Genomic DNA, 21,115 nt, shown 5'->3' with positions numbered 1-21,115 from the left:
GGCAGCTTGAATCAGAACTAGATGATTCGAGAATCCCCCCCACGATTCAATCAGAGAAGAAACCGCTCTAGTTTGGGGTGAAACGCAACAACGGACCAGCGTTCCGTTCCAATCCCACAGCATGAAATAGGAATGCGCCGTGCTCTTGGGCGGCAGGTCTTTGAGCAAAGCTTTCCACTGACAGCCTGTGGCGAGCACGTAAAAAATCGCGTTGAGGACCTCGCGCACGTCGACCGTTCGTTTGCGGCCGCCGCGCTTGGCCGGCGGGATTAAAGGCGCGACAAGAGCCTACTCCGCGTCGGTCAGATCGGAAGGGTAACGAAGGCCGCGACGATCGGCCACGATGCGATGCTCCGGCTTCCACATCAGCAACTCCCCTGCGAATCATTCTCTTCGCACGGGAATCACAACCGACTCTTTCGACTCAACTTCTTTCAGGACCGGCTCTGGGATCTATCCACTCTCTTCGCATCACCGCATGGCGCGAACGGGTCCGCCCGCTGCTTCGGCCTTTACCCAGTTGTGCAGCGTCTAAACCGAAATCTTCAAGGTCTTCGCCACCGAAGAGATTGCTTCGCCTCCTCGGACCAGCCGAACAGCCTCTTGCTTGAACCCAAGCGTGTATTGTCCCCCCAACGCGCCATTCATGCCAAAACCCTCCAAAGCCGATCCTACGCAATCAGCCTTGGGAGGCGTTCTTCGGGGGCAAGGTCAATTCTGCGCAACATCTCATTTCTGCCGCGGCAGGTCATTTCGTCTCGGCCACCAATTCTACCTGAAGCCCGAGCGCTTTCTGGATCGCATCCGTTAGCCGCCGCAGTTCGGTTGGATCGTTTGGAGATCCCCGCAACGTGATTGTCAGCAGCGCGCGGTCAATGGAGAGGTCTACTATGACTGGACTGCCTGACGCTGTCTTTAGCAGTTGTTCCGCTGTCTGATAGGCCTGCCGTGTTTCAATGACACGGAACCCGAGCCGTTTGTAATTGGCTGCGAGCGGACCGATTACTAGCATCGCCGCCGCCACCGTGATAACGGCGCCCCCAACGAACCAACCTCGCCTGCTTTCAGCGTGTGCAACGCCGGTTAAGAAAAAAACAAGAACAGCCGCAATGGCGATCCCAATGAAGTTGGTCAGGAAAAGCACGTACGCTCCGGTGGCCAGGATATAGCGCCCCTCCGCCAGCATAAGCCCGGCAGTGCAGAGGGGTGGGATGAGGGCGACGGCGATTGCCACTCCGGCAAGCACTGCGGAGGACTCAAAGCGATAATAACCATAAGCGCCGGCAATACCTGCGAACAGAGCCACGCATAGGTCTCGCAGGTCGGGAGCCGTCCGCGCCAATATCTCGTCATTTGGCGTCGCGGTGGGCAGCAGAAGGCCAATGCCGAAAGCGAGCGTCACCACCGATGCAGCGCCGATGACCGCGAGCATGAGCAACCGAATGAACTGACGCGGCCAACCTAGCGCTACCGCGGCCCCAAGTGCAATGATCGGTTGGCCCAGTGGTGCGATGATCATTGCTCCGATCACTATCGCGGCCGAATTCTCTGAAAGCCCAAGCGTCGCGAGGCCGGCACTCAGAGTCAGCATCAGCCAGAACGGTAGCTGCCATCCCTTCTTGAGATTGAAGAAAAGTATATCAAAAACACCCGTGCGGAGATCTGAAGGCACCGCGAGCGAAAACAAATGCGACACATGCGCAGGCACTTCAGGGGATGTCTCAAGGGGCCTATCGTGAAGTGATTTCTGGTCTTTCATCGGCATCACTCCACTTTCCTCAGGCTCTGCCTATTCGGGAATCGAGCATGAGGAAGTCTAGGGATTTGTGACCTGATCGCCCCCAGCGACCGGTCCAATTGTGATGTTAGTGCATCGTCGGCCTCTGGGCGAGCGCGGGCCGTGTGTGCATCGTTGGGATCAAACAACGCCGCCACGAGACAGATGGGGCCGCCGGCATAACCCAGCGACCAGCCCCAGCCGGAGACGCGCCCGAGATAATCCGGTGGGGCGATGCTGCGTAGCATCGCATCGTAGAAAATCAGTAAGCGGCGTTGGGACCGTAAAATTAACTGGGTTTCACGCGGCTTGAAGCAGTGGCGGGATGGGCTCGAACATCCAGGCGAAGTGATACCGATGCGTTGGCTCTGGCGGGCGCCAAGCCAAACGCTTGCTCAAGTCGCGGTTGAGCACGGCCGCGCGAACTTGCAACATGCGATGCGCCCCTTTGAGCGACCATTGTATCTGCTGCTTTTTGACCAAGCGTCGGGCGACAAGGGTATCCACGGCGGACTCAGCGAGCGACGAAGCGATCCGGCGCCCTGATCGATATCGAGCTCCGTAATCGACAATCGCCGCCTTGTTCTGACGGATGTAGGTCAGGAGAGCTTGACCCAATTGCCCTATGCGCCCGGCGCTCTCGTCGCCTTGTTCGCGTAACATCGCCATGTCGGCGATCAATTCTTCAAGTTGCTGCATCGCTCGATCGACCTGTCCGTGCCACAGCTTCCATTTCAGGGTGCGAATCTCTTCGTCCAAAACGACCGTTGCATTGGTCCATTCGTCGCGACAGCGCACAATATGATCGGCGATTTGCTGCATAGGCTGAATTTTCATCGCGATGTGGAACCAGTCGATGATGTGCGCCGTCGGCTTCGGCAGAGCCTTGGGCAGACGCTTCATGATCTCGGCGCCGTCGGAGATTACGGTTATTTCGCCACGTCCAACGTAACCCTCGTGTTGGAGCGCTTGAAGCGCTCGCGATCGTAATTCGCGTTTCGATGTGTCGGCTGTCGCAAAGTAGTGCGGGCGGCGAGCCGCGCCGGCCACGCCCACAGCGCGCGACAGCGATCTCAAATGTCCGTGCTTTTTCCAACCGACTGCAGCGCACATGGGCGGTGTCGATGCTCACGACAAATTCGCGCTCCGGATCGTTGGGTAGATCGAGCTCGACCTGCGTGTGTTCGGATGAGGACGGCGGTTCGAAATAAGCGCGCCGTCGCGCTTTCTCATCGAGTCGCTCGCCGAGTTTCATCGTCCGGTGACGCAAGGTCATGAACGATTCCGTTGATGGGATCGGGAGAAACTCCGCCAGCACATCAGCCGCCTTTCGGTACGGCATAAGGCTGCCCAAACGAGCCGACAATTCCATCAATTCCGGCGTCGCCTGATCGGGGCAGATGTCGCGCAAAACGGCAGAAGCGTCACAAAAATAGGGAACGCAGCGCCGACAATTCATAATCCGCGGGTTGCTGACTTCTACGCGTCCATAGACCGTTCGGATCTTGCGCTTGCCGTAGTCCTTGATGCGCCGGAACGTCTGACAATCGGTGCAATACCAGCTCGTCAGGACGTAGGCCTCACATTGCTGTTTGACTACAAGCTGGTGCAAACACGCCATGATCGACTTTCCATCCGCGATCGTGAGCCCGATCTCCCCCTTCGACAATCGGCCGACGTCTTTTTCGATCACCATCTCGGCGGTGTCGCGTCCACTGAATTCGTCCAGGCCTTCAATCGTAATCTTCCAACGCATCGCCGTCCTCCGCAAGGTCCACCATTTCCTGCGTCGGAAATCGTTAACGTTCGTCGTAACCCAGTTAATTTTACGGTGCCGTCTTCGTGAAGCCAATCTTGCCAGGCGACTCGCGGCTATAAATGAATTCGGTCGTGAGCTCTACATCGATGATCGCGTCATGCTGGCCGGGGTAGGCGGCGTCCTTATGGGTGATCTCGCCGCGATAGATGCGATTTTGCAGCAGCAGATAGAGCGCGCCGCGCGAGAATGGCTTGCCGTCCGCAAGACGTCCGCCGGTACCCACGATCTTCAGAACGTTCGTCATTCCAGGAGCAATGCGGAAGAGAACAACGACGATCAGTCGATCAAGGGCGCTGAATGTCGGCCGCTTTGGTGACTGTCTATGCAACACATTGAGCTGATGGCGTAGCGCAGCGATCTCGGCTTCCTGCGAGGCGCGCGAGCGGAACAGCCGGGAGAGGGCCGACCAGATGAGTTGGAGCAACTCCGCCATATGGAAGAACATCAACCGATTCGACGTGCGCGCCAACCGGACAAATTTTTTTACGGTAGGGACAGCCCACCGCTCGAAGGTCAGAAGCGGGCGTCACCGTTCTTTATGATCGTAGGCACGAACAGTTGCTCGCAAGCAATTTGCTGAATTTGGAAAGGGCGAATGGTTCGTTTTCCATATGATGGCTGCAGATATTCGAGGATTTGCGGACCTTGGCGCGCTCGGGCTTGCGGCAGACGCATTCATGGTTCTTCGGCTGTTCATCGAAGATCATCCGCGGCTCCGCGCTTATGCGCGACAAGAGCGTCTTGGGCGACTTACATGGGAGACGGATGAATTCTAGTTAACTCGCGCGGGAAAAAGCCCACGGCGGTGAAGCTACGGGCTAGGCGAGAAGACGCCGGTCGCTGACGATGGCTTACCCTGGCGACAAGCGTTTGTCAGATATGGAGAAGACAACGGGCTTATCCGCAAAGCCATCTGCCGACGGGCCCTAAATCCGCGACGCCAAAAAAAAGTGAGCCCCGCGCGAGGTTGCCAGGAGCATGGCGGCGGGGCCGCCGCTCTTCGCGCTGCGCGGCGATTTACGATCGAACGCGAAGCGATGCCAGTTCCACCTCTTCGACCCACTCGGTCCCGCGGCGGGGATCGGCGCCGGTCTCGAAATAGACCTTCGAGCCCGGCGTAATGTTCTCGATCCCCGCGCGCTGGAAAACGCTGAAGTGGACGAATATCGACGCTCCACCGCTCTCCGGCCGCACAAACCCGAAGCCGCGTTCTGGGCTATAGTATCTGACAGTTCCTAATTGCATTTCCGCTCCTTTTCGCTGGAGAGATTATCGATGGGACGAGTCCTCAAGAATAACCGCGCGAACTCACAAAGGGCCTCGACCGTGAATGGCGTCGACTTAGGCTTCACCGATTGCAGCCGCTTGAAAAAGGACAGAGCGAACGGCTAACCAGACCGCATAACATTAACCGGGAAGGCCTCGCGAGTGGGCCGGGAATCTCTAGCGCAGCCAATGAATACAAAATCGCCGACAAAGCTCGTCAAATGTCATTTTGAAGTACACGCCGATAGGCTCTCGATCGACAGATCCGACAAGGACAGGCTTTTGATTAAGCAACCGTCCGGCCTTTTTCCATGGAAAATGACATTATTATAATACTGCCAAGCGCATAAGATACGGCCACTTGGCTAGTCTCGAAGTTCTCTCTTCAGTCGCGACGATCACTCGATTTTTTCATCGCGTGGCGCCTGGCGAAAGAACTCCAGTATAACAATCACGCGGTCCCCTTGCGGCATAGCAAAGGAGCCACGTGGAAGTGGAAAGGCTTCAGTATTCCTTGCAGACGAAGCGCCGCATCTTGGGAAGATCAATGAAGGTATAAAGCGCGGGCGCAAAGTGTACCACTGAACCGGCTTTGATCTGCCGCTTTGATGGCGGGACAAAAGTGTACCGGTCCTGATAGGCCGACTCGATGTCTTTGAAAGGCATGGAGAGGCCGAAAGGATGTTCACAGTGGAACTCTATGCCGCGATACGACGCGCAGTGATGGCGGACGGGCTGAGCCGGCGGGAGGCGTCTAAGCGCTTTGGCGTTCATCGCAACACGATCACGAAGATGCTCCAATATTCGATTCCGCCGGGCTATCGGCGGCGCGAGCGGCCGGCATCGAAGAAGCTGGGGCCGTATATGGCCTGGATCGACAATATTCTGGAGGGCAACCGGAGCGTTCACAAAAAGCAGCGGCATACGGCGCAGCGGATTTTTGAACGGTTACGGGACGAAGAGGGGTTTTCCGGCGGCTACACGATCGTTCGCGAGTATGTGGCGCGGGCGCTGTTGCGGTCGCGCGAGATGTTTATTCCGTTGAGCCATTGCCCCGGACAGGCGCAGGCGGATTTTGGCGAGGCGGACGGCTACATCGCCGGCAAGAAGGTCCGCTTTCATTACTTTTGCGTGGACCTGCCGCACTCGGACGGTTGCTTCGTCAAGGCCTATCCCGCCGAGACAGCGGAAGCCTTTTGCGATGGTCATGTGGCGGCGTTCGATTTTTTCGGCGGCGTGCCGCAGTCGATTTTATACGACAACACTCGGCTCGCGGTTGCAAAGATCGTGAAGGGCGGCAGGCGCCTGCGTTCGCAAATGTTTGCCGAACTCCAAAGCCATTATCTGTTTGAGGATCGCTTCGGCAGACCGGGCAAAGGCAATGACAAGGGCAAGGTCGAGGGGCTGGTCGGCTATGTCCGGCGCAACTTCATGACGCCTCTGCCTGTCGCGGAGAGTTTCGACGCGCTCAACATAAGGCTCCTCGACGCCTGCACGAAGCGACGACAGGCAATATTGCGCGGCCAGTCGATGACAATCAGCGAACGCATGCAGTCGGACATATCCGCGTTCATGCCGTTGCCGCCGACCCCTTATGACGCCTGTCACAAGATTGCGACGCGCGTCTCGTCCATGTCGTTGGTGCGCACCGCAACAACGATTACTCGGTTCCAACCCGCTATGGTCATCAAGAGGTGTTGGCAAAGGGTTACGTCGACAGAGTCGAGATTGTCTGTCGCGGTGAGACGGTCGCCGTGCATGCGCGCAGCTACGACAAGGCCGAGTTCATTTATAATCCGCTGCATTATCTCGCCTTGCTCGAACACAAGAGCAAGGCGCTCGATCAGGCCGCGCCGCTCGACGACTGGCGCCTCGCCGATTGCGTCTATCGTCTGCGGCGGCTGATGGAGGCGCGCATGGGGAACAGCGGGCGCCGCGAGTTCATCCAGGTGCTGCGGCTGATGGAGGACTTCCATCAACATCTCGTCGAACAGGCCATCGCGGAGGCGCTGCGTCTTGGCGCAATCAGTTTTGACGCGGTGAAGATGCTCCTGCTCGCCAAATTGGAGAACCGGCCAGCCCGGCTCGATCTGACATTCTACCCCTATCTGCCAGTGGCGACGGTCGGCGCGACAGACCCGCGCGCCTATCTCGGGCTCGTCGCCAGCGCAGCCGCTATCGAGCCAAGTGCACGAGTTTCGGCATGAGCGCCTCGCAGGAGTCGACCTCCCAAACGATCGTCGCACCGCAGGTGCTGCTGGGCAATCACCTCAAGGCGTTGAAGCTTCCCACCTTCGCGCGCGAATATGAGAAAGTGGCGCTGGAATCGGCGCAAGATCGCGCCGATTATCCGCGCTATTTGCTGCGCCTGTGCGAACTGGAGCGTATCGATCGCGAGCGGCGCAATGTCGAGCGTCGCATTCGCCTGGCGCGCTTTACGCAGATCAAGAGCCTCGACACATTCGACTTCGCCGCGCAGCCGTCACTCAACAAGCCGCTGGTTCTGGAGCTGGCGCGGTGCGAATGGATAGAGAAGCGACAGAACTGCATCGCGCTGGGTCCATCCGGAACCGGCAAGACTCACGTCGCGCTCGCCCTTGGGCTCGCCGCTTGCCAAAAGGGCTTCAGCGTCGCCTTCACCTCGGCCGCCGCTCTCGTGCACGAACTCATGGAAGCGCGCGACGAGCGCCGCCTGCGGGCGCTGCAAAAGCATCTCAACACCGTCAAATTGCTGATCGTCGATGAGCTGGGCTACGTGCCGTTCACGGCGGTTGGTTCTGAACTGCTCTTCGAGGTCTTCAGCCAGCGCTATGAACGTGGCGCCACGCTGGTGACCAGCAATCTGCCATTCGATGAATGGACGTCGGTGTTCGGGTCGGAACGGCTCACCGGCGCGCTGCTCGATCGGCTCACCCATCATGTCCACATTCTGGAGATGAACGGCGACAGCTATCGTCTCGCGACAGCCAGGAAGGCGCAACGGCGCAATGCCGACGAGCCCAGCGTAAACCCAAGAACCAAAGGAGAAGCCGACGCAGACATTTAACCGCCGCCGCGCGCATTGAAGCGCGCTTCGCTACGCTCCGCGCGCCTCAATGCGCGCGACAACCCAACTCACAAGGGCTTCACGGCCCTTTTCTCTCAACCAGACCGGTACACTTTTACGCCGCCATCTGGCACAATTTGTCGCCGCCGTTGACATCTGGCACACAAAACTGATCGACCCACATTCCCTGTTCCGAGCATTTTCGCGTTCGCCATTCCCTGTTCGCTCGAAATAATTCCCTGGTCAGAATCTTAGGGAATTTTCGTCCAACTTACTGATTTTGCGTCTGTCTCACGGACGCTTCTTCACCGGAAAGGCCAATTTTTTCAAATTTCCCTGTTATTTTCCCTGTTAGCAGGGAATCGCCGCGGAGACGCGTTCGCAGCTGACTGCGTGCACAGCCATGTAACCCGTTCATTTCAGAGATTTCCCTTAGCTCTCCACGTCCGTTAAAAAACGCCGACAGTTCCGTGCCTAAGCACTTTTACGAACACGCCGCAGCGAGCCAGAGACGCGATATGCCCTCGTTAGGGGCGTGATGGGCCGCCGGGTCTCTAGAGGCCGTTTTCCGGTCGGGGGTTATAGAGCGGTTCGGTCGCCTGTAGGCGACGGACGGTCGACGAATCCGAGAAATCGCCGCTGTTCGCGCCAGTCATGCGGCAGGTCCTTGCTCAGCTTCAGGAGGCGTGTCGGCGTCAGTTGGATGGGCTGGCGGCCTTCGAGCAGCGCGCGCACGATATCGGGGGCGAGATAGGACAATCGGACCAGCGCTGTGAGATGGCCTTTGCCGGCGCCAAGGCGTTGCGTCATCGCCTCGATACTGTCGTCCGCGCCGCAGAACAGCTGCTTCCGGATCGAAAAGGCTTCGCCCATCATGGCGACCAGGAATATTCGCCATGGCGCGGAGAAGAACGCTTCCTATTGCTTATGCGAACGTCTCCGACTTGCCGGAGTCGCCGGCGAGCGTTTGCTCGCTGAGAGCGCCGCTATCCTCGCCGGAAACTTCACACGTCCGACCGACGACTGAGGACGCGAGGCGTTGGTTCAGCCGTTCCACGGCGATCTCAGCACCAAACCGCGCTACGCCGACGCCATTCGCGTCTTGAACAACGGCGCCAACGCCGCCGGACCGCCGGCGCTGACGCCGACTGAACTCCTCACGGTGACGGCGATCGCTTATCTGCACCCCGCCACCCGCACCGAACTCTCGCGACTCGCCGGCAAAGAAATCAGCCGCGACGTCATCGGCCAGTCAAAAAGCCTGGACCTCATTGCCGCGGGGCCGCGCGCGCCCATACCGGACGCGCGCCCTATGCCTATGTCACGACGAAGCGATTCCTTGAGGCGTTCGGGCTTAAAGCTTGCGCAATCTGCCCGATATCGAAAAGCTCGAAGATGCGGGACTGTTGCAGCGTTCCGCCAATGAAATCGAGCTCGACGGCATGTTGCGAATGCGCGATCGGGATGCGATCGAATTTGTTGAAGCCGTTGACGACGAGGAGGATTATAATTCCAGCGTCGCGCGAAAGCGGCGAGACAACGCAGCCGATGTTCTTACTTGGTCGTGATCATCGAGGGCAATTTCTACTGCTTCGAGCCTAATCCGGAGCTTCGACTTCTATCGCCGTCCTCCGCCAACCATCGGCGCCAAATTGCAAAAAGGACGGCAAGAATGAGCGGGCCGAGAAATAGTCCGACCAGTCCGAACACGAGCAACCCGCCCATTACGCCGAAGAGGACAATCACGAGTGGAACGTCCGTCGCGTTGCTGATCAATAGCGGCTTCAAAATATTGTCTGTCGGGTTCACGATGAAAGTCCCCCACGCCAGCAACGCGAAGCCAGTGGCAATCCTATCGGAGATAGGGAGCCATAAACCGATCGGTCCCCAGACCGCCACAGTGCCCAAGAATGGCACCAAGGCCGTTACAGCCGTGAGCGCGCCTAACAGAATTGGCGGTCCAACGCCGATAAACGCGTAGCCCATACCGGCAATGAGGCCCTGCGCCAAGGCGCTGACAATCAGTCCGAAAACCACGGCTTGCGTCGTATCTCCTACGGCTTTGAAATATTGATCCGCCGTCTCGCCTGCGACTTTGCGCAATCCTCCGCGAACCTGGTCCAACACCCGATCTCCGTCTCGATAGAAGAAGAACAGGGTAACCGTCATGATGGCAAGTTGCGCGAATGTGCGCCCCACTTGTCCGATTATCCCGGCAAGTTCCCGCACCCAGGGCTCCAACCACTCTTTCACCTGCTGTTTCCGAAGCTCTGGATCGTTCCACACTTGGGTCACCGCCTCATCGAGAGCAGGGCCAAGGATGAGGATGTTGGTGACTGCTTTAGGCAAGACAAGCGGTTGGCTGGCGAATTTCGTCGACATGTCCCTGTAGGCGTCGGCGAGTTCGCTTTGCAATCGGATCAAGAGAAACGAAACTGGCACGACCAGAACCACCATAAGGACGAGCGTCGCAATCGTTGCAGCGAGGGAAGGCCGACTTCCGCAGACGCGTCGGATTCTCGCGTGATATGGACCGGTGACGTACGCGAGAATGGCGGCCCACACCAGGGGCGTGAGGAAAGGCTTCACGACGACAAAGCCAAGCCAGACCATGACGCCAACACGCATCTAGGAAGCCTTATTCCCTCGGGCGCCTGCGGTCTGCTGAGGGCCTTCGGGGCAAAAAGCATTTAAATATGACAAGGAAGCATCAGCGGAGCTCGGAACGCGCAGAGTCGCGCGCGGCGGCGCCAGACTTTTTTTAACTTCGTGAGATGAAAGGCTTCGCGGTGAAAAAGCGCATCAGCTTGACGAGCGCGTCTTCGCTATCTCTCGCTACGAGACAAGTTAGGACGTGGGCGTGGTGATGGATGCAATGAGCGGATCTCGTGTTGCGACAGAAAGTGCGATCCGCGGAAGCCCCAGGGCCACGCGGAAGCGCTGAAGCATGCGAACCGTGTACGGCTCCATATCATCTACAGAGCCCGCTATGTATTCCACGACGTCTATCGCGTCCTGGCGCCGGCTTTCGGGTATGAGATCCGGCAGTGTCTCTATGGCGCGATCGGGTTCGAACTCGGCGATGATTGATTGCTCTCGGATGAGCGCGGCACGGCGCTCCGTCCCAAGCGAGGCGAAAGGCTCATCGTTGGTTAGAACGTGCGCCGATCGTTGGAGCCGATCGCGGCGGACGGAGCCACGCGCCTCGGCAAGAAGGATCAGCATGCGGATTACAGCCTCCTCGAAGCCCCCGCGATCAATGCCCACTAGAATGGCTTGCACCTCGGGCAGCCACCGAAGATCCTTCGGATCCTTGCGCGTCCGCTCGAAAGCATGGGGAGCGCCGATCCAAGTCATCAAGGGCGAGCCGTAGGTTGAAAGAAAGATCGCTTCGTAGGCCGCGTCGCGGAAGTCGCGCATAAAATCTATGGTCTGCAAGACGCTCGAGGCCCACCACCTCTCAAGTGCGAGGAACGGATGGCTCGGATCCAAAGGTTCGCAATCCTTCGAAATGCGCGCTGCGATTTCACAAACCGGCTGCATTAGGGGATTTTGATCGGTGAAAATGAGGCGCTGAGCCCGGGCGGGATGCGTCGACTTGATCATTTTAGCGGTAAGCGGCGTCACCATTGTTTGCACGAACGGACGCAAGACGAGATCATAAAGCTCGACGCTCAATTCGGATAGGCGCGCAACCGCAGCAAAGCCGATTTCGTCAGATCGGTCTTCATCGTCGAACGCGAGCACGTCGCTAATCGTGCGCTCCTCGAAGCTCACGAGGAAGCGCGCATCCAATCCTTCGCCAATCTGCTCGTCGATCTTCATTTCATAGAGCCCGGGCGACAGCGCCTCGATGGTTTTCATCGTCGAGGCGACTTCCGAGTGCTCCTTTTTGGCGATCGTGGAGGAGACGAAAATGCCGAGATGCCCCGTGGTCTCATGCACCATGTAGATGATGCGCTGACCGCGGATCTTGATCTCATGCTCGTCCGCATAGGTGTCGACGATCCAGTTGAGCGCCTGCTGGGGAGGGGTGATATTGTCGCCCCGGCTGGTGAAAACAATGATCGGCGATCGGATCGCCTTGACGTCGAGCTGGCGCCCTCGCTCGATTCGCGCCTCTCCGCGCGAGAGACGGTTCCCGATGAAGAGCTGTTCGACGATCCACCGGATTTCGGGCTCGTTCATAAAATGCAATCCGCCCCACCAGCGCTCGAATTCCAGAAATGTAGCGCGATCACGGTCGACATTTGCGAAGAGGTCGTAATATTTGCTGAAATAGTTACGGCCAGGATTGAGCATTTCGAAATTGGTGACAAGATGCGCGCCGTCGAATTCTCCATATCCTAGGTCTGCGAGAACTAAGGTAGGCAAGGTTCCTCCAGAAAGCCCGCCAAGGTAGCGCATCGGGTTCTCGCCGATCCTGCCCGACCAGAAGGCCAGCGGCGCGCCATTGATGACCAAAGGTCCGGTGATGTCCGGATTCGCGGCCGCAAGGATCATCGTCGCCCAACCGCCCTGACAGTTGCCAACGATAATCGGCTTGGGAGCTTCAGGGTGACGCCGACGTATTTCGCTCACAAACGCCGCCTCGGCCCGCATCACGTCAGCGAGCGTTTGGTTCGGTTCGGGATGCGGACGAAAAACCAGGAAATAGACCGGATGGCCGTCGCGCAGGGCGACGCCGACCTGGCTATCAGACTTGAAGCCGCCGATTCCAGCGCCGTGGCCGGCGCGCGGGTCGATGATCAAATAGGGGCGCTTCCAGTTCAAGCTTTCGACGCCCTGGGGTGGAACGATTCTCAAGAGAAGATAATTCACCGGCCGCGGCAGGTCGCGGCCGTCTACGACCACCTCGTTGTCATAGATGAGAGCAGGGGGCATGCCGGCGGCTTCGTGAGCAATGTCGTTGTTCCCTCTCTCGCGAAGCGTGTCTAGCGTCAGCACGGTCCGTCGCCCGGCGTCGACAGCGTAATCATATGCGGCTCTATAAAGATCGCCCGCCTCTTGGCGCTTACTCAATTCGGTCTGTATCGCCTTGGCCTCTTCCCAAAGCTGCTCTAGGCGCCCGCCGTGGTCGCTCGCCATCTTCTCCATTCGCCGAGCGTAGCCGGTCATGACGCGCTGCAGCGCTGTTGCGGCGACTTTCTGATCCTCGATTGAGCGTTTTGGAGCGTTCTGAAGACTGAAAAGCGGCGTCATCGCCCGAGTTCTCCTGTAAGCGGACGAAGGCGAGCGCAACTGTCGGGAGGCGGTTCGGCGTGGCTCCTTAGAGAGCCGTTCCGAGATTCGGGCGCTCGACGACAGGTGCAAGTCGCGTGCTTGATCCTAGCCCTGATGACAAGCGACTGCGCCCCTTCTCGGGAGGACAATCTTCCGACGGGAAGGCCTCAGATCCCGTGTCAGAAGTTATTGTTGCGGGGTCAAGTGACAAAGCGGTGACTCCCTCGCTCTCCGCGCAGAGCGCGGCGTCATTCAGAGCGCGGTTTCATCAAGTTGTCATCTGACGGCCTCAAGCGACCGGACAATAGACGCGCGAAGCGACTCCTTTACGCGTCGTCACGTCATTGCCGCGGATCTACGAACGGCGCCCGGCGCGAATTTGTTTTCGAAGAAACGATGATGTCCTCAGATGCGCGTCAAAACGGCGGCTCCGCTCCCTTCCTAATTTGCGGGCTTGGCGATGTCGGCCGGCAATGCATCCGTCTTCTACGTCAATTCGATGTGAAGGTCATCGGCGTGGACAGCGCCGCTTCGCTCTCCCAGGAGGACCCCGGCTCGGTTGATCTCCTGGAAAGACTGATCGTCGGCGACTGCTGTCGAGCCGAAATACTGGAGCAGGCGGGCATCGTTCATTGCCGCGCGGCGCTCATGGTTACGGAGAATGAGCGAGCCAACATCATGGCTGCATTTGCGGCCCGATCGCTCAATCCCAACGTGCGCCTGATCATCCGGTCGGCGCAGGGCGCGCTTGGCTCCCTTCTTCAACAAAATATTGGGAATCTATTCGCGTTCGAACCGACGCAGTTTCTGGCAAACGCTTTCGCCCTCGCTTCTCCTCAGGGGCTTTTTGAGGTGGCGGGGGAAAAGATGCGGCTGACGCGGATACAAATTAGAAGAGACGATAGATGGAAGGGCCGATTTCTTTACGAGCTGAGCACTTCATCCCGGCGGATTCTCAGTCATGCCAGGCAAGCGGAAGAAGCGGCGCCGATATTTGCTTCCTGGATCCCGGATGATGTGCTCCGCGAAGGCGACACATTGGTCTATTTAGAGGACATATCTGCAGTCTCCCAAGCCCCATGGCGTGGTCGCAGCAAGACCGCCCAGCATCCTGTGTCCACGCGGTTTGCGGACTTCTTTGCCAACTTGAGGCGGCTTCCGTTTAGCGCAGGCGTTCCCCGGGCGGCGCTGGCGTCGGCTGCCATCGTCGCCTTGCTCATCTTCGCCGGCACAGTCTTTTATCGTATCGAAAACCCGGGAATTGGCTGGTTCGATGCGTTCAACGTTTCGGTCGTCTTGGCGTTCGGCGGCTTTGACAACGTGTTTGGCGCTCTACGTGTGCCCTTTCCGATTTCTTCACGGCTTTACCTCTTCTCCGTGCTCGCGACAATCTCGAGCGCCGTGTTCCTGGGCATTCTGATCGCTACTTTGACGGAGCGGACTCTAAGCGCGCGACTTCAGATAGCGCGACGGCGGCCTCGCGTGCCTGACGCGGGGCATACGGTGATTGTCGGCATGAGCGCCACGGGACGACGTGTTGCGGCCATCCTTAAGGACTGGATGCATCCAGTGGTGGGACTTTCTGAGCAACCAATCGGCGAGGAGGTGCTGCCGGACGTCCCGATACTTGTCGGCTCGTTCCGCGACACCATGCAGCAGGCGAATGTCGCAACAGCCGAGAGCGTCATTGTCGTTACTGACGACGAAATCGCCAATCTGGAGGCCAGTCTTATCGTCAGGTCCCTCAATGCGAACTGCGTCCTGATCTTTCGGGCCTTCGACCACCGACTTGCACAAGACGTCGCTTCTCTGATTCCCGCTTCCGTGGGGATCGGGGATTATGCGATCGCCGCAGAAGCAATCACCGCCGCCGCTTTCGGAGAAAACATTCACTGCGCCTTTCATCTCGAGGGGCGCTCAGTCTTCGTCACGGAATATGCCATCGCAGCCGGCGACACGCTGATAGATCGTCTTTTAGCGGAAGTCGCCTACGGTTATGAGATCGTGCCGATCCTCCATCGGCGAGGAGAGCAAGTTCGTCTTATTCCAAGCGACGATATCCGTTTGGAGGCAAATGATCGCCTGGTGGCCCTCGCGACGATGGGCGGCTTAAAGCGCGTCGAAAATGGCGATCCAATCGCCGCCATGTGTTATCTGCAAGTCGACCGTTCGCACGTCGTTGACGTTGTCTTCGACGCCGCCAATACGATCGCACGAATATCAGGCTGCGATTTCCGCTTGGCGCGAGACATCATGAACCGCCTTCCTTCAAAATTAGCTGTCCCACTCTACCGACAACAGGGTCTGCGACTGGTGCGAGAATTGAAGACCCTCGGCGTCCTGAGTCGATTACAGGCGAATTAGATTCGTAATTGTCTCAATCACTTCACCGAAAGTCTTGGTTCAGCGACGCATCTTAGAATCCACATTTTGCTTAACTGTCACATTGCCTTTGCGAATTTGTCGGGAGGCGCGAATATCGATGATCGGTCAGCCGCTGCATTGACGGAGGCGGGCGGCGGAGGAAGATTATGCTCCAAGGCAAGACAGCGGTTGTGACCGGCTCCACGAGCGGCATCGGACTGGCGATTGTGCGCGCCTATGCCGAAAAAGGCGCGAACGTCGTGATCAACGGCTTCGGCAATGCCGACGAAATCGAATACAAGCGCAAGGGCATCGAGGAGGAGTTCGCCGTCAAGGCGCTCTTCTCGCCGGCGGACATGTCTGCGCCGGCGCAGATTGCGCAGATGATCGCCGAGGCTGAACGCGCCTTTGGTTCGGTCGACATTCTGGTCAATAACGCTGGCGTCCAGCATGTGGAGCCGATTGAGCATTTTCCGATTCAGAAGTGGGACGCGATCATCGCCATCAACCTGTCGTCGGCGTTTCATGCGATCCGCGCTGCTGCGCCTGGAATGAAAACCCGCCAGTGGGGGCGGATCATCAACACCGCTTCCGCTCATGCGACCATAGCGTCCCCTTTCAAATCCGCTTATGTCGCCGCGAAGCATGGCGTCGCCGGCTTGACCAAAACCGCCGCTCTCGAATTTGCTCGCGACCACATCACCGTCAACGCCATCGCGCCGGGCTATGTCTGGACGCCGCTCGTCGAGCATCAAATTCCAGAGACAATGGCGGCGCGGAACATGACTCGCGAACAAGTTATCCACGACGTTCTTCTTGAAGCTCAACCAACTAAGGAGTTTGTCACGTCGGAACAGGTCGCCGCACTCGCCGTATTTCTTGCTTCCGAGGACGCTCAGTCAATCACGGGAGCAATTCTGGCCATGGACGGCGGCTGGACGGCGCATTAGAAGGCCGGCGCGGTCGATAAAAAGAAAGCAAGCGAAGGCGACTGTCGAATTTGCAGCCGATATTCTTCTTCGCAGCAGTCTGTTGTTACAGGCTGATGCGCATGGCCACAATCGCTTGCCAGTTACGAAACAGTTGAGGGCCATTGAGATTTTGATAGATCGGCACGCCCGCCTCGATGGCGAAGGTGGCCCTGTTCAACCCTAACAGGCTTCCGGCGATCGTCGTGCCGCCATAAAGTTCGACGCGCTGCCCGCCGTAGAAGAAAGGGTTGGCTGACTGGGATTTGCCGTCGATTTTCGGATCGAACCCACGAATAGGGCCTCGGGTCGTGCCGGTCACGCGCAGCGTCGTCGTCAATTCCGGGATCCAGGAATATCCGATCCAGCCGTGGAAGTCGTGAAGATCGCCGTAACGGTAGCCCTCGGGATTTGGCGCCAAGGGCCAGCGTCCGCGATAAGCGATTCCCCATGAGTAGGGTCCGATCACGCCGCCATAGGTGAAGCCGGGAAGAAAATCATACGTCCCCGTGCCGGGCTGCATCGAATAGAAGGCGCGCACTGTCCCATAGGCGCCGTCGCTGAGGAGCAGCCTGAACTGGGATTCATTGCTCCCTGTCGGAAACGTCAATCCAAGCGAGATGAGAACGCGATGAACCTCGTCGCGATAGATGCGTAAGACCGCTGCGGCTTCCAGATCCGTTACGCCCGCGACCGTGGCGTAGCTTTGACCGAGAAAACGCGTTCCGCTCGGCGCGGCGTAGGTCAGCGCGGCGACTGTTTTTTCCACTGCCCCCGCCGCCAGGACGATCCCGAAATTTTCCGCCACGCCGTAATTGAAGGAGATTGACTGGATGGTCGCGAAGACGCTCGAGGGGACAAGCCGGACGGGCTTCCTGAGGTCGAAAAACCATGGCGTGGTCGAAACAATATATTCCGGCGATACGATTTTTGTCCCGATCCTCGAATTCGCGAGTCCCGTGAAGACGCCGGAAAACGCCACCGAAAATTTTCCGACAGCGCCGATATCCGAGCCAAACACGCCCAGCGGAGCCGGCGGCGCCTTCAGCTTGGTTGGGCTGTGCGAGACGTCCGGCGCGCCGCCGCTGCCGCCCGCCTCTTGAGCGTATGCGGTCGCGCTGAACAGCAACCCCATTACGGTCAACAATTTTCCGGGAAAGCACATCTCGTCTCCCGTCCGGAACTCGACAATTGCGGATCAGCGCAGCACGTGCCGACTTTCAGCGCTCATCCATAAAGCGCTTCTTGAACGTCAGAGTGACGTGACATGAAAAGCCTCGGCAAGAGTCGGCATTTCCCGAACCTGTTGCAGCACTGTCACGCAGAAATGGTGCTTTATGCGCAGCCGCCTCAGTCGAGGCTCAATTGTTGAGAGTTTCCAGAGTGTCTTCGAGAACCGCCCTCAGACGGCCAGGGGAAACGCGCCGCCGGCCGGGGCCCGCCGTCCCAGATGCGACGGCGTCGAATGATCCAGGGCGTTTTGTCAATCGCGAATTGTCCTGGCTTGCCTTCAATCGACGCGTTCTCGAAGAGGCGTCCAACGAATCTCACCCGCTGCTCGAGCGGCTGAGGTTTTTGGCGATCTCGGCGAGCAATCTCGACGAATTTTTCATGGTCCGAGTGTCGGGCGTCATCGAGCAAATTGAGCGCGGCCAGACGCCGGGAATGGATGGTTTGACGCCGTCCGAGCTGCTCGCCCGCATTTTCGAGTCGACCGATAAAATGAGCCGCGACCAGGAAGCGACCTGGCGATTGTTGCGCGAGCAACTCGAAGGCGTCGGCGTCAGTCTGCTGGAGCGCGCCGATTGGACGAGCGCCGATCTTGACCGACTCGACGCTCACTTCAATCGCCACATTTTTCCCGCGGTGACGCCCATCGCGATCGACCCGTCGCACCCCTTTCCCTTCATCCCCAATCTGGAATTGTCCCTAGCTGCGCAACTGGTTCGGGAGAACGATGGGCGCGACCTCACGGGTCTCGTTCGCATTCCGGGAAAGCTGACGCGCTTCGTGCGCCTCGACGACGGTCCGAATGACGCGCTGCGTTTCGCGCGCATTGAGGACGTCATCGCACAATTTCTCAACCGGCTGTTTCCCGGTTGCGTGACCGCCGCGCTCGGCCTGTTCCGAGTCGTTCGCGATCTCGACATCGAATTCGCGGAGGAAGCGGAGGATCTCATCCGCGAATTCGAGGCGGCCATCAAAGAACGCCGGCGAGGCTGCGTCATCCGTCTTGAAGTCAATTCCTCCATGCCCTTGGCGCTGCGCGATTTTGTCGCGTCGCAGGTTGATGTTTCGCCAAGGGGGATGATCGTTCAAAGCGAAAAACTAGGTTTGAGCAGTCTTTCGCAGATCGTCGGCGTCGACCGACCGGAGCTGAAGTTTCCAGCTTTTTCGCCGCGCCATCCCGAACGCGTCAGCGAATTCGACGGAGACTGTTTCGCAGCGATCCGCGCGAAGGATATCGTCGTTCATCATCCTTACGAGTCCTTCGACGTCGTCGTGACTTTCCTGCAGCAGGCGGCGCGCGACCCCAGGGTCGTGTCGATCAAGCAGACGCTCTATCGGACCTCGTCGGACAGCCCGATCGTTCATGCGCTCATCGAGGCGGCCGAGAACGGCAAATCGGTGACCGCGCTCGTCGAGCTCAAAGCGCGTTTTGACGAAGAAGCCAATATTCGCTGGGCGCGCACCTTGGAGCGAGCCGGCGTTCAGGTGGTCTTCGGTTTCCCCGAACTAAAGACTCACGCCAAGCTCTGCATGGTCGTTCGCGAAGAAGAGCACGGCGCCGTCGCGACTTATTGCCACGTCGGCACGGGCAATTATCATCCGATCACCGCGCGCATTTATACAGATCTGTCTACCTTTACCGCCGACGCGGCAGTCGGGCGCGATGTCGCGCGCATCTTCCACTACATCACCGGTTCGGGCGTTCTGGCCCCTCTGGAGCGGATGTTCGTGACGCCGGTCACGGCGAAGCAGCGGCTGATTGAGCACATAGGAATCGAGGCGGAGCATGCGGCCGCGGGTCGACCTGCCGGAATCTGGGTGAAGTGCAACTCGCTCGCCGATCCGGAGATCATCGACGCGCTTTATCGAGCCAGCGCCGCCGGGGTCGAAATCGACCTCGTTGTGCGGGGCATCTGCTGTCTGCGGCCCGGCGTGAAGGGGCTATCTGAAAACATTCGCGTGAAATCGATCGTTGGACGCTTTCTCGAGCATTCACGCATTTACGCTTTCGCCGACGGTCACGGTCTGCCGCACAACAAGGCGGCGGTCTATATCTCCTCGGCTGACCTGATGCCGCGCAATCTCGATCGGCGTGTTGAAACGCTGTTCCCGATCATGAACGAGACGCTGCACGAACAAATTCTGGAACAGGTGCTGCTCGCCAATCTGCTCGACAATGTTCAGAGTTGGCAAATTCTCGACGACGGTTCGAGCCGGCGCATAACGCCGCTGGAAGGCGAAAAGCGCTTCAGCGCGCAAGATTATTTCCTGGACAATCCAAGTCTTTCCGGCCGCGGCGGGGCGTTGCGCGCTTCGGCCCCGCGGCGCTTGACGAAGAACGAGGAGTCGGTCGACGACGCCGCGGAATAGCAAGCCTATCGCGTTCGAAATTCGCGCCAGTGATCTGAGCAGTTAAATTTCGTCTCTCGGGCAAAGTTCATGGCCGCGTCATTTACGCGGCCTAACCTCGAACCGTATCGACGAGGATCGTTGAAAAGATCAACAGCCGCGATCCAGCAGAGCCCGCGAGATCAAGAACGCGGTGCAGCGCCGTCGCGACACATTCACTCTCATGCGAGGCGCCATTATGAACGATGTCGCTCTACTCACTGACCCGCTGCCCAAGGTTTGGAATCCCGAAAGCCGCATCGGCGACATGTTGCGCGGCAAACGGGGTCTTGTCGTCGGCGTCGCGAACGAGAATAGCATCGCCTTTGGATGCGCGTCGAAGCTGCGCGCCTTTGGCGCCGAGCTGGCGGTGACTTACGCAAACGAGAAGTCCGAACGCTATGTTCGTCCGCTCGCCGAACAAATTCAGGCGAGCTTGATCATGCCTCTCAATGTCGAGCATCCCGGGGAGCTTAAGGCCGCTTTCGACCAGATTCGCACTGAATGGGGACGGCTGGACTTTGTTATTCACTCCATCGCCTTTGCGCCGCGCGACGATCTTCATGGACGGGTGATCGACTGCTCGCTCCAAGGCTTTCAGCAAGCGATGCAAATCTCCTGCTATTCATTCATCGAAATGGCGCGTCTCGCCGAGCCGCTGATGACGGAAGGCGGGGCGATACTGACGATGAGCTATTATGGCGCCGACAAGGTCGTCAATCACTACAACATCATGGGTCCCGTCAAAGCCGCGTTGCAGGCGACGGTGCGGTATTTGGCCGCCGAGCTCGGCGACAAGGACATCCGCGTCTACGCGGTTTCGCCCGGTCCGCTGAAGACGCGCGCCGCCAGCGGCATCGCGCAGTTCGACGAACTCGTCGACGCGGCGGTCGCGCGCAGCCCGGCGCATCGACTCGTCGACATCGCCGAAGTTGGACGCGTCGTCGCCTTCCTCGTTGGAGGCGGCGCGTCCGGAATGACTGGCGACACGATCTATGTGGACGCCGGCCTGCACAACGTTGCCTGAGGAACAC

Annotated in this window: 13 protein-coding genes and 3 pseudogenes; 7 read left to right on the top strand and 9 right to left on the bottom strand. The window is 58.6% G+C overall.

Going from position 1 to position 21,115, the window contains the following annotated elements; genetic code table 11:
* Positions 1-96: 96 nt before the first annotated feature.
* The 5 genes and pseudogenes from IYX23_RS19720 to IYX23_RS19700 form a co-directional block, all read right to left on the bottom strand.
* Positions 97-366, bottom strand: a pseudogene (locus tag IYX23_RS19720) (transposase); the annotation flags it as partial.
* A gap of 382 nt (positions 367-748) precedes the next feature.
* Positions 749-1,759, bottom strand: coding sequence for a DUF389 domain-containing protein (locus IYX23_RS19715; protein ID WP_196394634.1), 1,011 nt, complete (start codon positions 1,757-1,759; stop codon positions 749-751).
* A gap of 318 nt (positions 1,760-2,077) precedes the next feature.
* A pseudogene (locus IYX23_RS19710) lies at positions 2,078-3,533 on the bottom strand (ISKra4 family transposase).
* Between the two features lie 70 nt (positions 3,534-3,603).
* Positions 3,604-4,041, bottom strand: a complete 438-nt coding sequence (locus tag IYX23_RS20565; protein ID WP_196394633.1) for a hypothetical protein — start codon at positions 4,039-4,041, stop codon at positions 3,604-3,606.
* 572 nt (positions 4,042-4,613) lie between these two features.
* Positions 4,614-4,841, bottom strand: coding sequence for a cold shock domain-containing protein (locus tag IYX23_RS19700; protein WP_196394632.1), 228 nt, complete (start codon positions 4,839-4,841; stop codon positions 4,614-4,616).
* 702 nt (positions 4,842-5,543) lie between these two features.
* Between IYX23_RS19700 and istA the strand changes: the two are divergent.
* Positions 5,544-7,069 (top strand): annotated as a pseudogene (gene istA / locus IYX23_RS19695) (IS21 family transposase).
* Positions 7,066-7,908, top strand: coding sequence for an IS21-like element helper ATPase IstB (istB, locus tag IYX23_RS19690; protein ID WP_124740458.1), 843 nt, complete (start codon positions 7,066-7,068; stop codon positions 7,906-7,908). Before istA ends, istB begins: the two are co-directional and overlap by 4 nt.
* 579 nt (positions 7,909-8,487) lie before the next feature.
* On the opposite strand, the gene IYX23_RS19685 is transcribed toward istB, so the two are convergent.
* Positions 8,488-8,784 carry a hypothetical protein gene (locus tag IYX23_RS19685; protein ID WP_210330789.1) on the bottom strand — a complete coding sequence of 99 codons (297 nt, stop codon included), beginning with the start codon at positions 8,782-8,784 and terminating at the stop codon, positions 8,488-8,490.
* Between the two features lie 485 nt (positions 8,785-9,269).
* On the opposite strand from IYX23_RS19685, the gene IYX23_RS19680 reads away from it, so the two are divergent.
* Positions 9,270-9,476, top strand: coding sequence for a hypothetical protein (locus tag IYX23_RS19680; RefSeq protein ID WP_196394630.1), 207 nt, complete (start codon positions 9,270-9,272; stop codon positions 9,474-9,476).
* A 16-nt stretch (positions 9,477-9,492) separates the two neighbouring features.
* Here the strand turns inward: IYX23_RS19680 and IYX23_RS19675 are convergent, their stop codons facing one another.
* Together IYX23_RS19675 and IYX23_RS19670 are read right to left on the bottom strand one after the other, a co-directional pair.
* Entirely contained in the window at positions 9,493-10,536 is a 1,044-nt protein-coding gene (locus IYX23_RS19675) for an AI-2E family transporter (RefSeq protein ID WP_196394629.1), read from the bottom strand.
* A gap of 219 nt (positions 10,537-10,755) precedes the next feature.
* Positions 10,756-13,110: a DUF3141 domain-containing protein gene (locus IYX23_RS19670; RefSeq protein ID WP_196394628.1), complete on the bottom strand. Its 2,355-nt coding sequence runs from the start codon at positions 13,108-13,110 to the stop codon at positions 10,756-10,758.
* Positions 13,111-13,527: 417 nt separating this feature from the next.
* Here IYX23_RS19670 and IYX23_RS19665 point away from each other — a divergent pair, with 417 nt between their 5' ends.
* Positions 13,528-15,495: an NAD-binding protein gene (locus tag IYX23_RS19665; protein WP_210330788.1), complete on the top strand. Its 1,968-nt coding sequence runs from the start codon at positions 13,528-13,530 to the stop codon at positions 15,493-15,495.
* 167 nt (positions 15,496-15,662) lie between these two features.
* Complete coding sequence (locus IYX23_RS19660; RefSeq protein WP_210330786.1) at positions 15,663-16,445, top strand: 3-hydroxybutyrate dehydrogenase; 783 nt, start codon at positions 15,663-15,665, stop codon at positions 16,443-16,445.
* An 85-nt stretch (positions 16,446-16,530) separates the two neighbouring features.
* Here IYX23_RS19660 and IYX23_RS19655 read toward each other — a convergent pair whose 3' ends face one another.
* A complete protein-coding gene (locus tag IYX23_RS19655) occupies positions 16,531-17,628 on the bottom strand; it encodes an alpha-amylase (RefSeq protein ID WP_196394626.1) in 1,098 nt (365 codons plus the stop codon).
* Between the two features lie 218 nt (positions 17,629-17,846).
* On the opposite strand from IYX23_RS19655, the gene IYX23_RS19650 reads away from it, so the two are divergent.
* Both IYX23_RS19650 and fabI read left to right on the top strand, forming a co-directional pair.
* Entirely contained in the window at positions 17,847-20,063 is a 2,217-nt protein-coding gene (locus IYX23_RS19650; protein ID WP_196394625.1) for an RNA degradosome polyphosphate kinase, read from the top strand.
* A 217-nt stretch (positions 20,064-20,280) separates the two neighbouring features.
* The gene (fabI, locus tag IYX23_RS19645) at positions 20,281-21,108 is read left to right on the top strand and encodes an enoyl-ACP reductase FabI (RefSeq protein ID WP_196394624.1); all 828 of its coding nucleotides are present in this window, start codon (positions 20,281-20,283) and stop codon (positions 21,106-21,108) included.
* Positions 21,109-21,115: the final 7 nt, after the last annotated feature.

Origin of the sequence: Methylocystis sp. L43 (genome assembly GCF_015709525.1) — a bacterium.
In the GTDB taxonomy this organism is placed as follows: Bacteria; Pseudomonadota; Alphaproteobacteria; order Rhizobiales; family Beijerinckiaceae; genus Methylocystis.
This window is presented reverse-complemented; position numbering and strand designations above follow the sequence as displayed.

What these genes read in the sequence shown, in the direction of transcription:
- IYX23_RS19665 (WP_210330788.1), top strand. Translation starts at nt 13,528, where the DNA reads ATGATGTCCTCAGATGCGCGTCAAAACGGCGGCTCCGCTCCCTTCCTA.
- IYX23_RS19685 (WP_210330789.1), bottom strand. Translation starts at nt 8,784, where the DNA reads ATGATGGGCGAAGCCTTTTCGATCCGGAAGCAGCTGTTCTGCGGCGCG.
- IYX23_RS19655 (WP_196394626.1), bottom strand. Translation starts at nt 17,628, where the DNA reads ATGTGCTTTCCCGGAAAATTGTTGACCGTAATGGGGTTGCTGTTCAGC.
- IYX23_RS19715 (WP_196394634.1), bottom strand. Translation starts at nt 1,759, where the DNA reads ATGAAAGACCAGAAATCACTTCACGATAGGCCCCTTGAGACATCCCCT.
- IYX23_RS19670 (WP_196394628.1), bottom strand. Translation starts at nt 13,110, where the DNA reads ATGACGCCGCTTTTCAGTCTTCAGAACGCTCCAAAACGCTCAATCGAG.
- IYX23_RS19660 (WP_210330786.1), top strand. Translation starts at nt 15,663, where the DNA reads ATGCTCCAAGGCAAGACAGCGGTTGTGACCGGCTCCACGAGCGGCATC.
- IYX23_RS19675 (WP_196394629.1), bottom strand. Translation starts at nt 10,536, where the DNA reads ATGCGTGTTGGCGTCATGGTCTGGCTTGGCTTTGTCGTCGTGAAGCCT.
- IYX23_RS20565 (WP_196394633.1), bottom strand. Translation starts at nt 4,041, where the DNA reads ATGTTCTTCCATATGGCGGAGTTGCTCCAACTCATCTGGTCGGCCCTC.
- istB (WP_124740458.1), top strand. Translation starts at nt 7,066, where the DNA reads ATGAGCGCCTCGCAGGAGTCGACCTCCCAAACGATCGTCGCACCGCAG.
- fabI (WP_196394624.1), top strand. Translation starts at nt 20,281, where the DNA reads ATGAACGATGTCGCTCTACTCACTGACCCGCTGCCCAAGGTTTGGAAT.
- IYX23_RS19700 (WP_196394632.1), bottom strand. Translation starts at nt 4,841, where the DNA reads ATGCAATTAGGAACTGTCAGATACTATAGCCCAGAACGCGGCTTCGGG.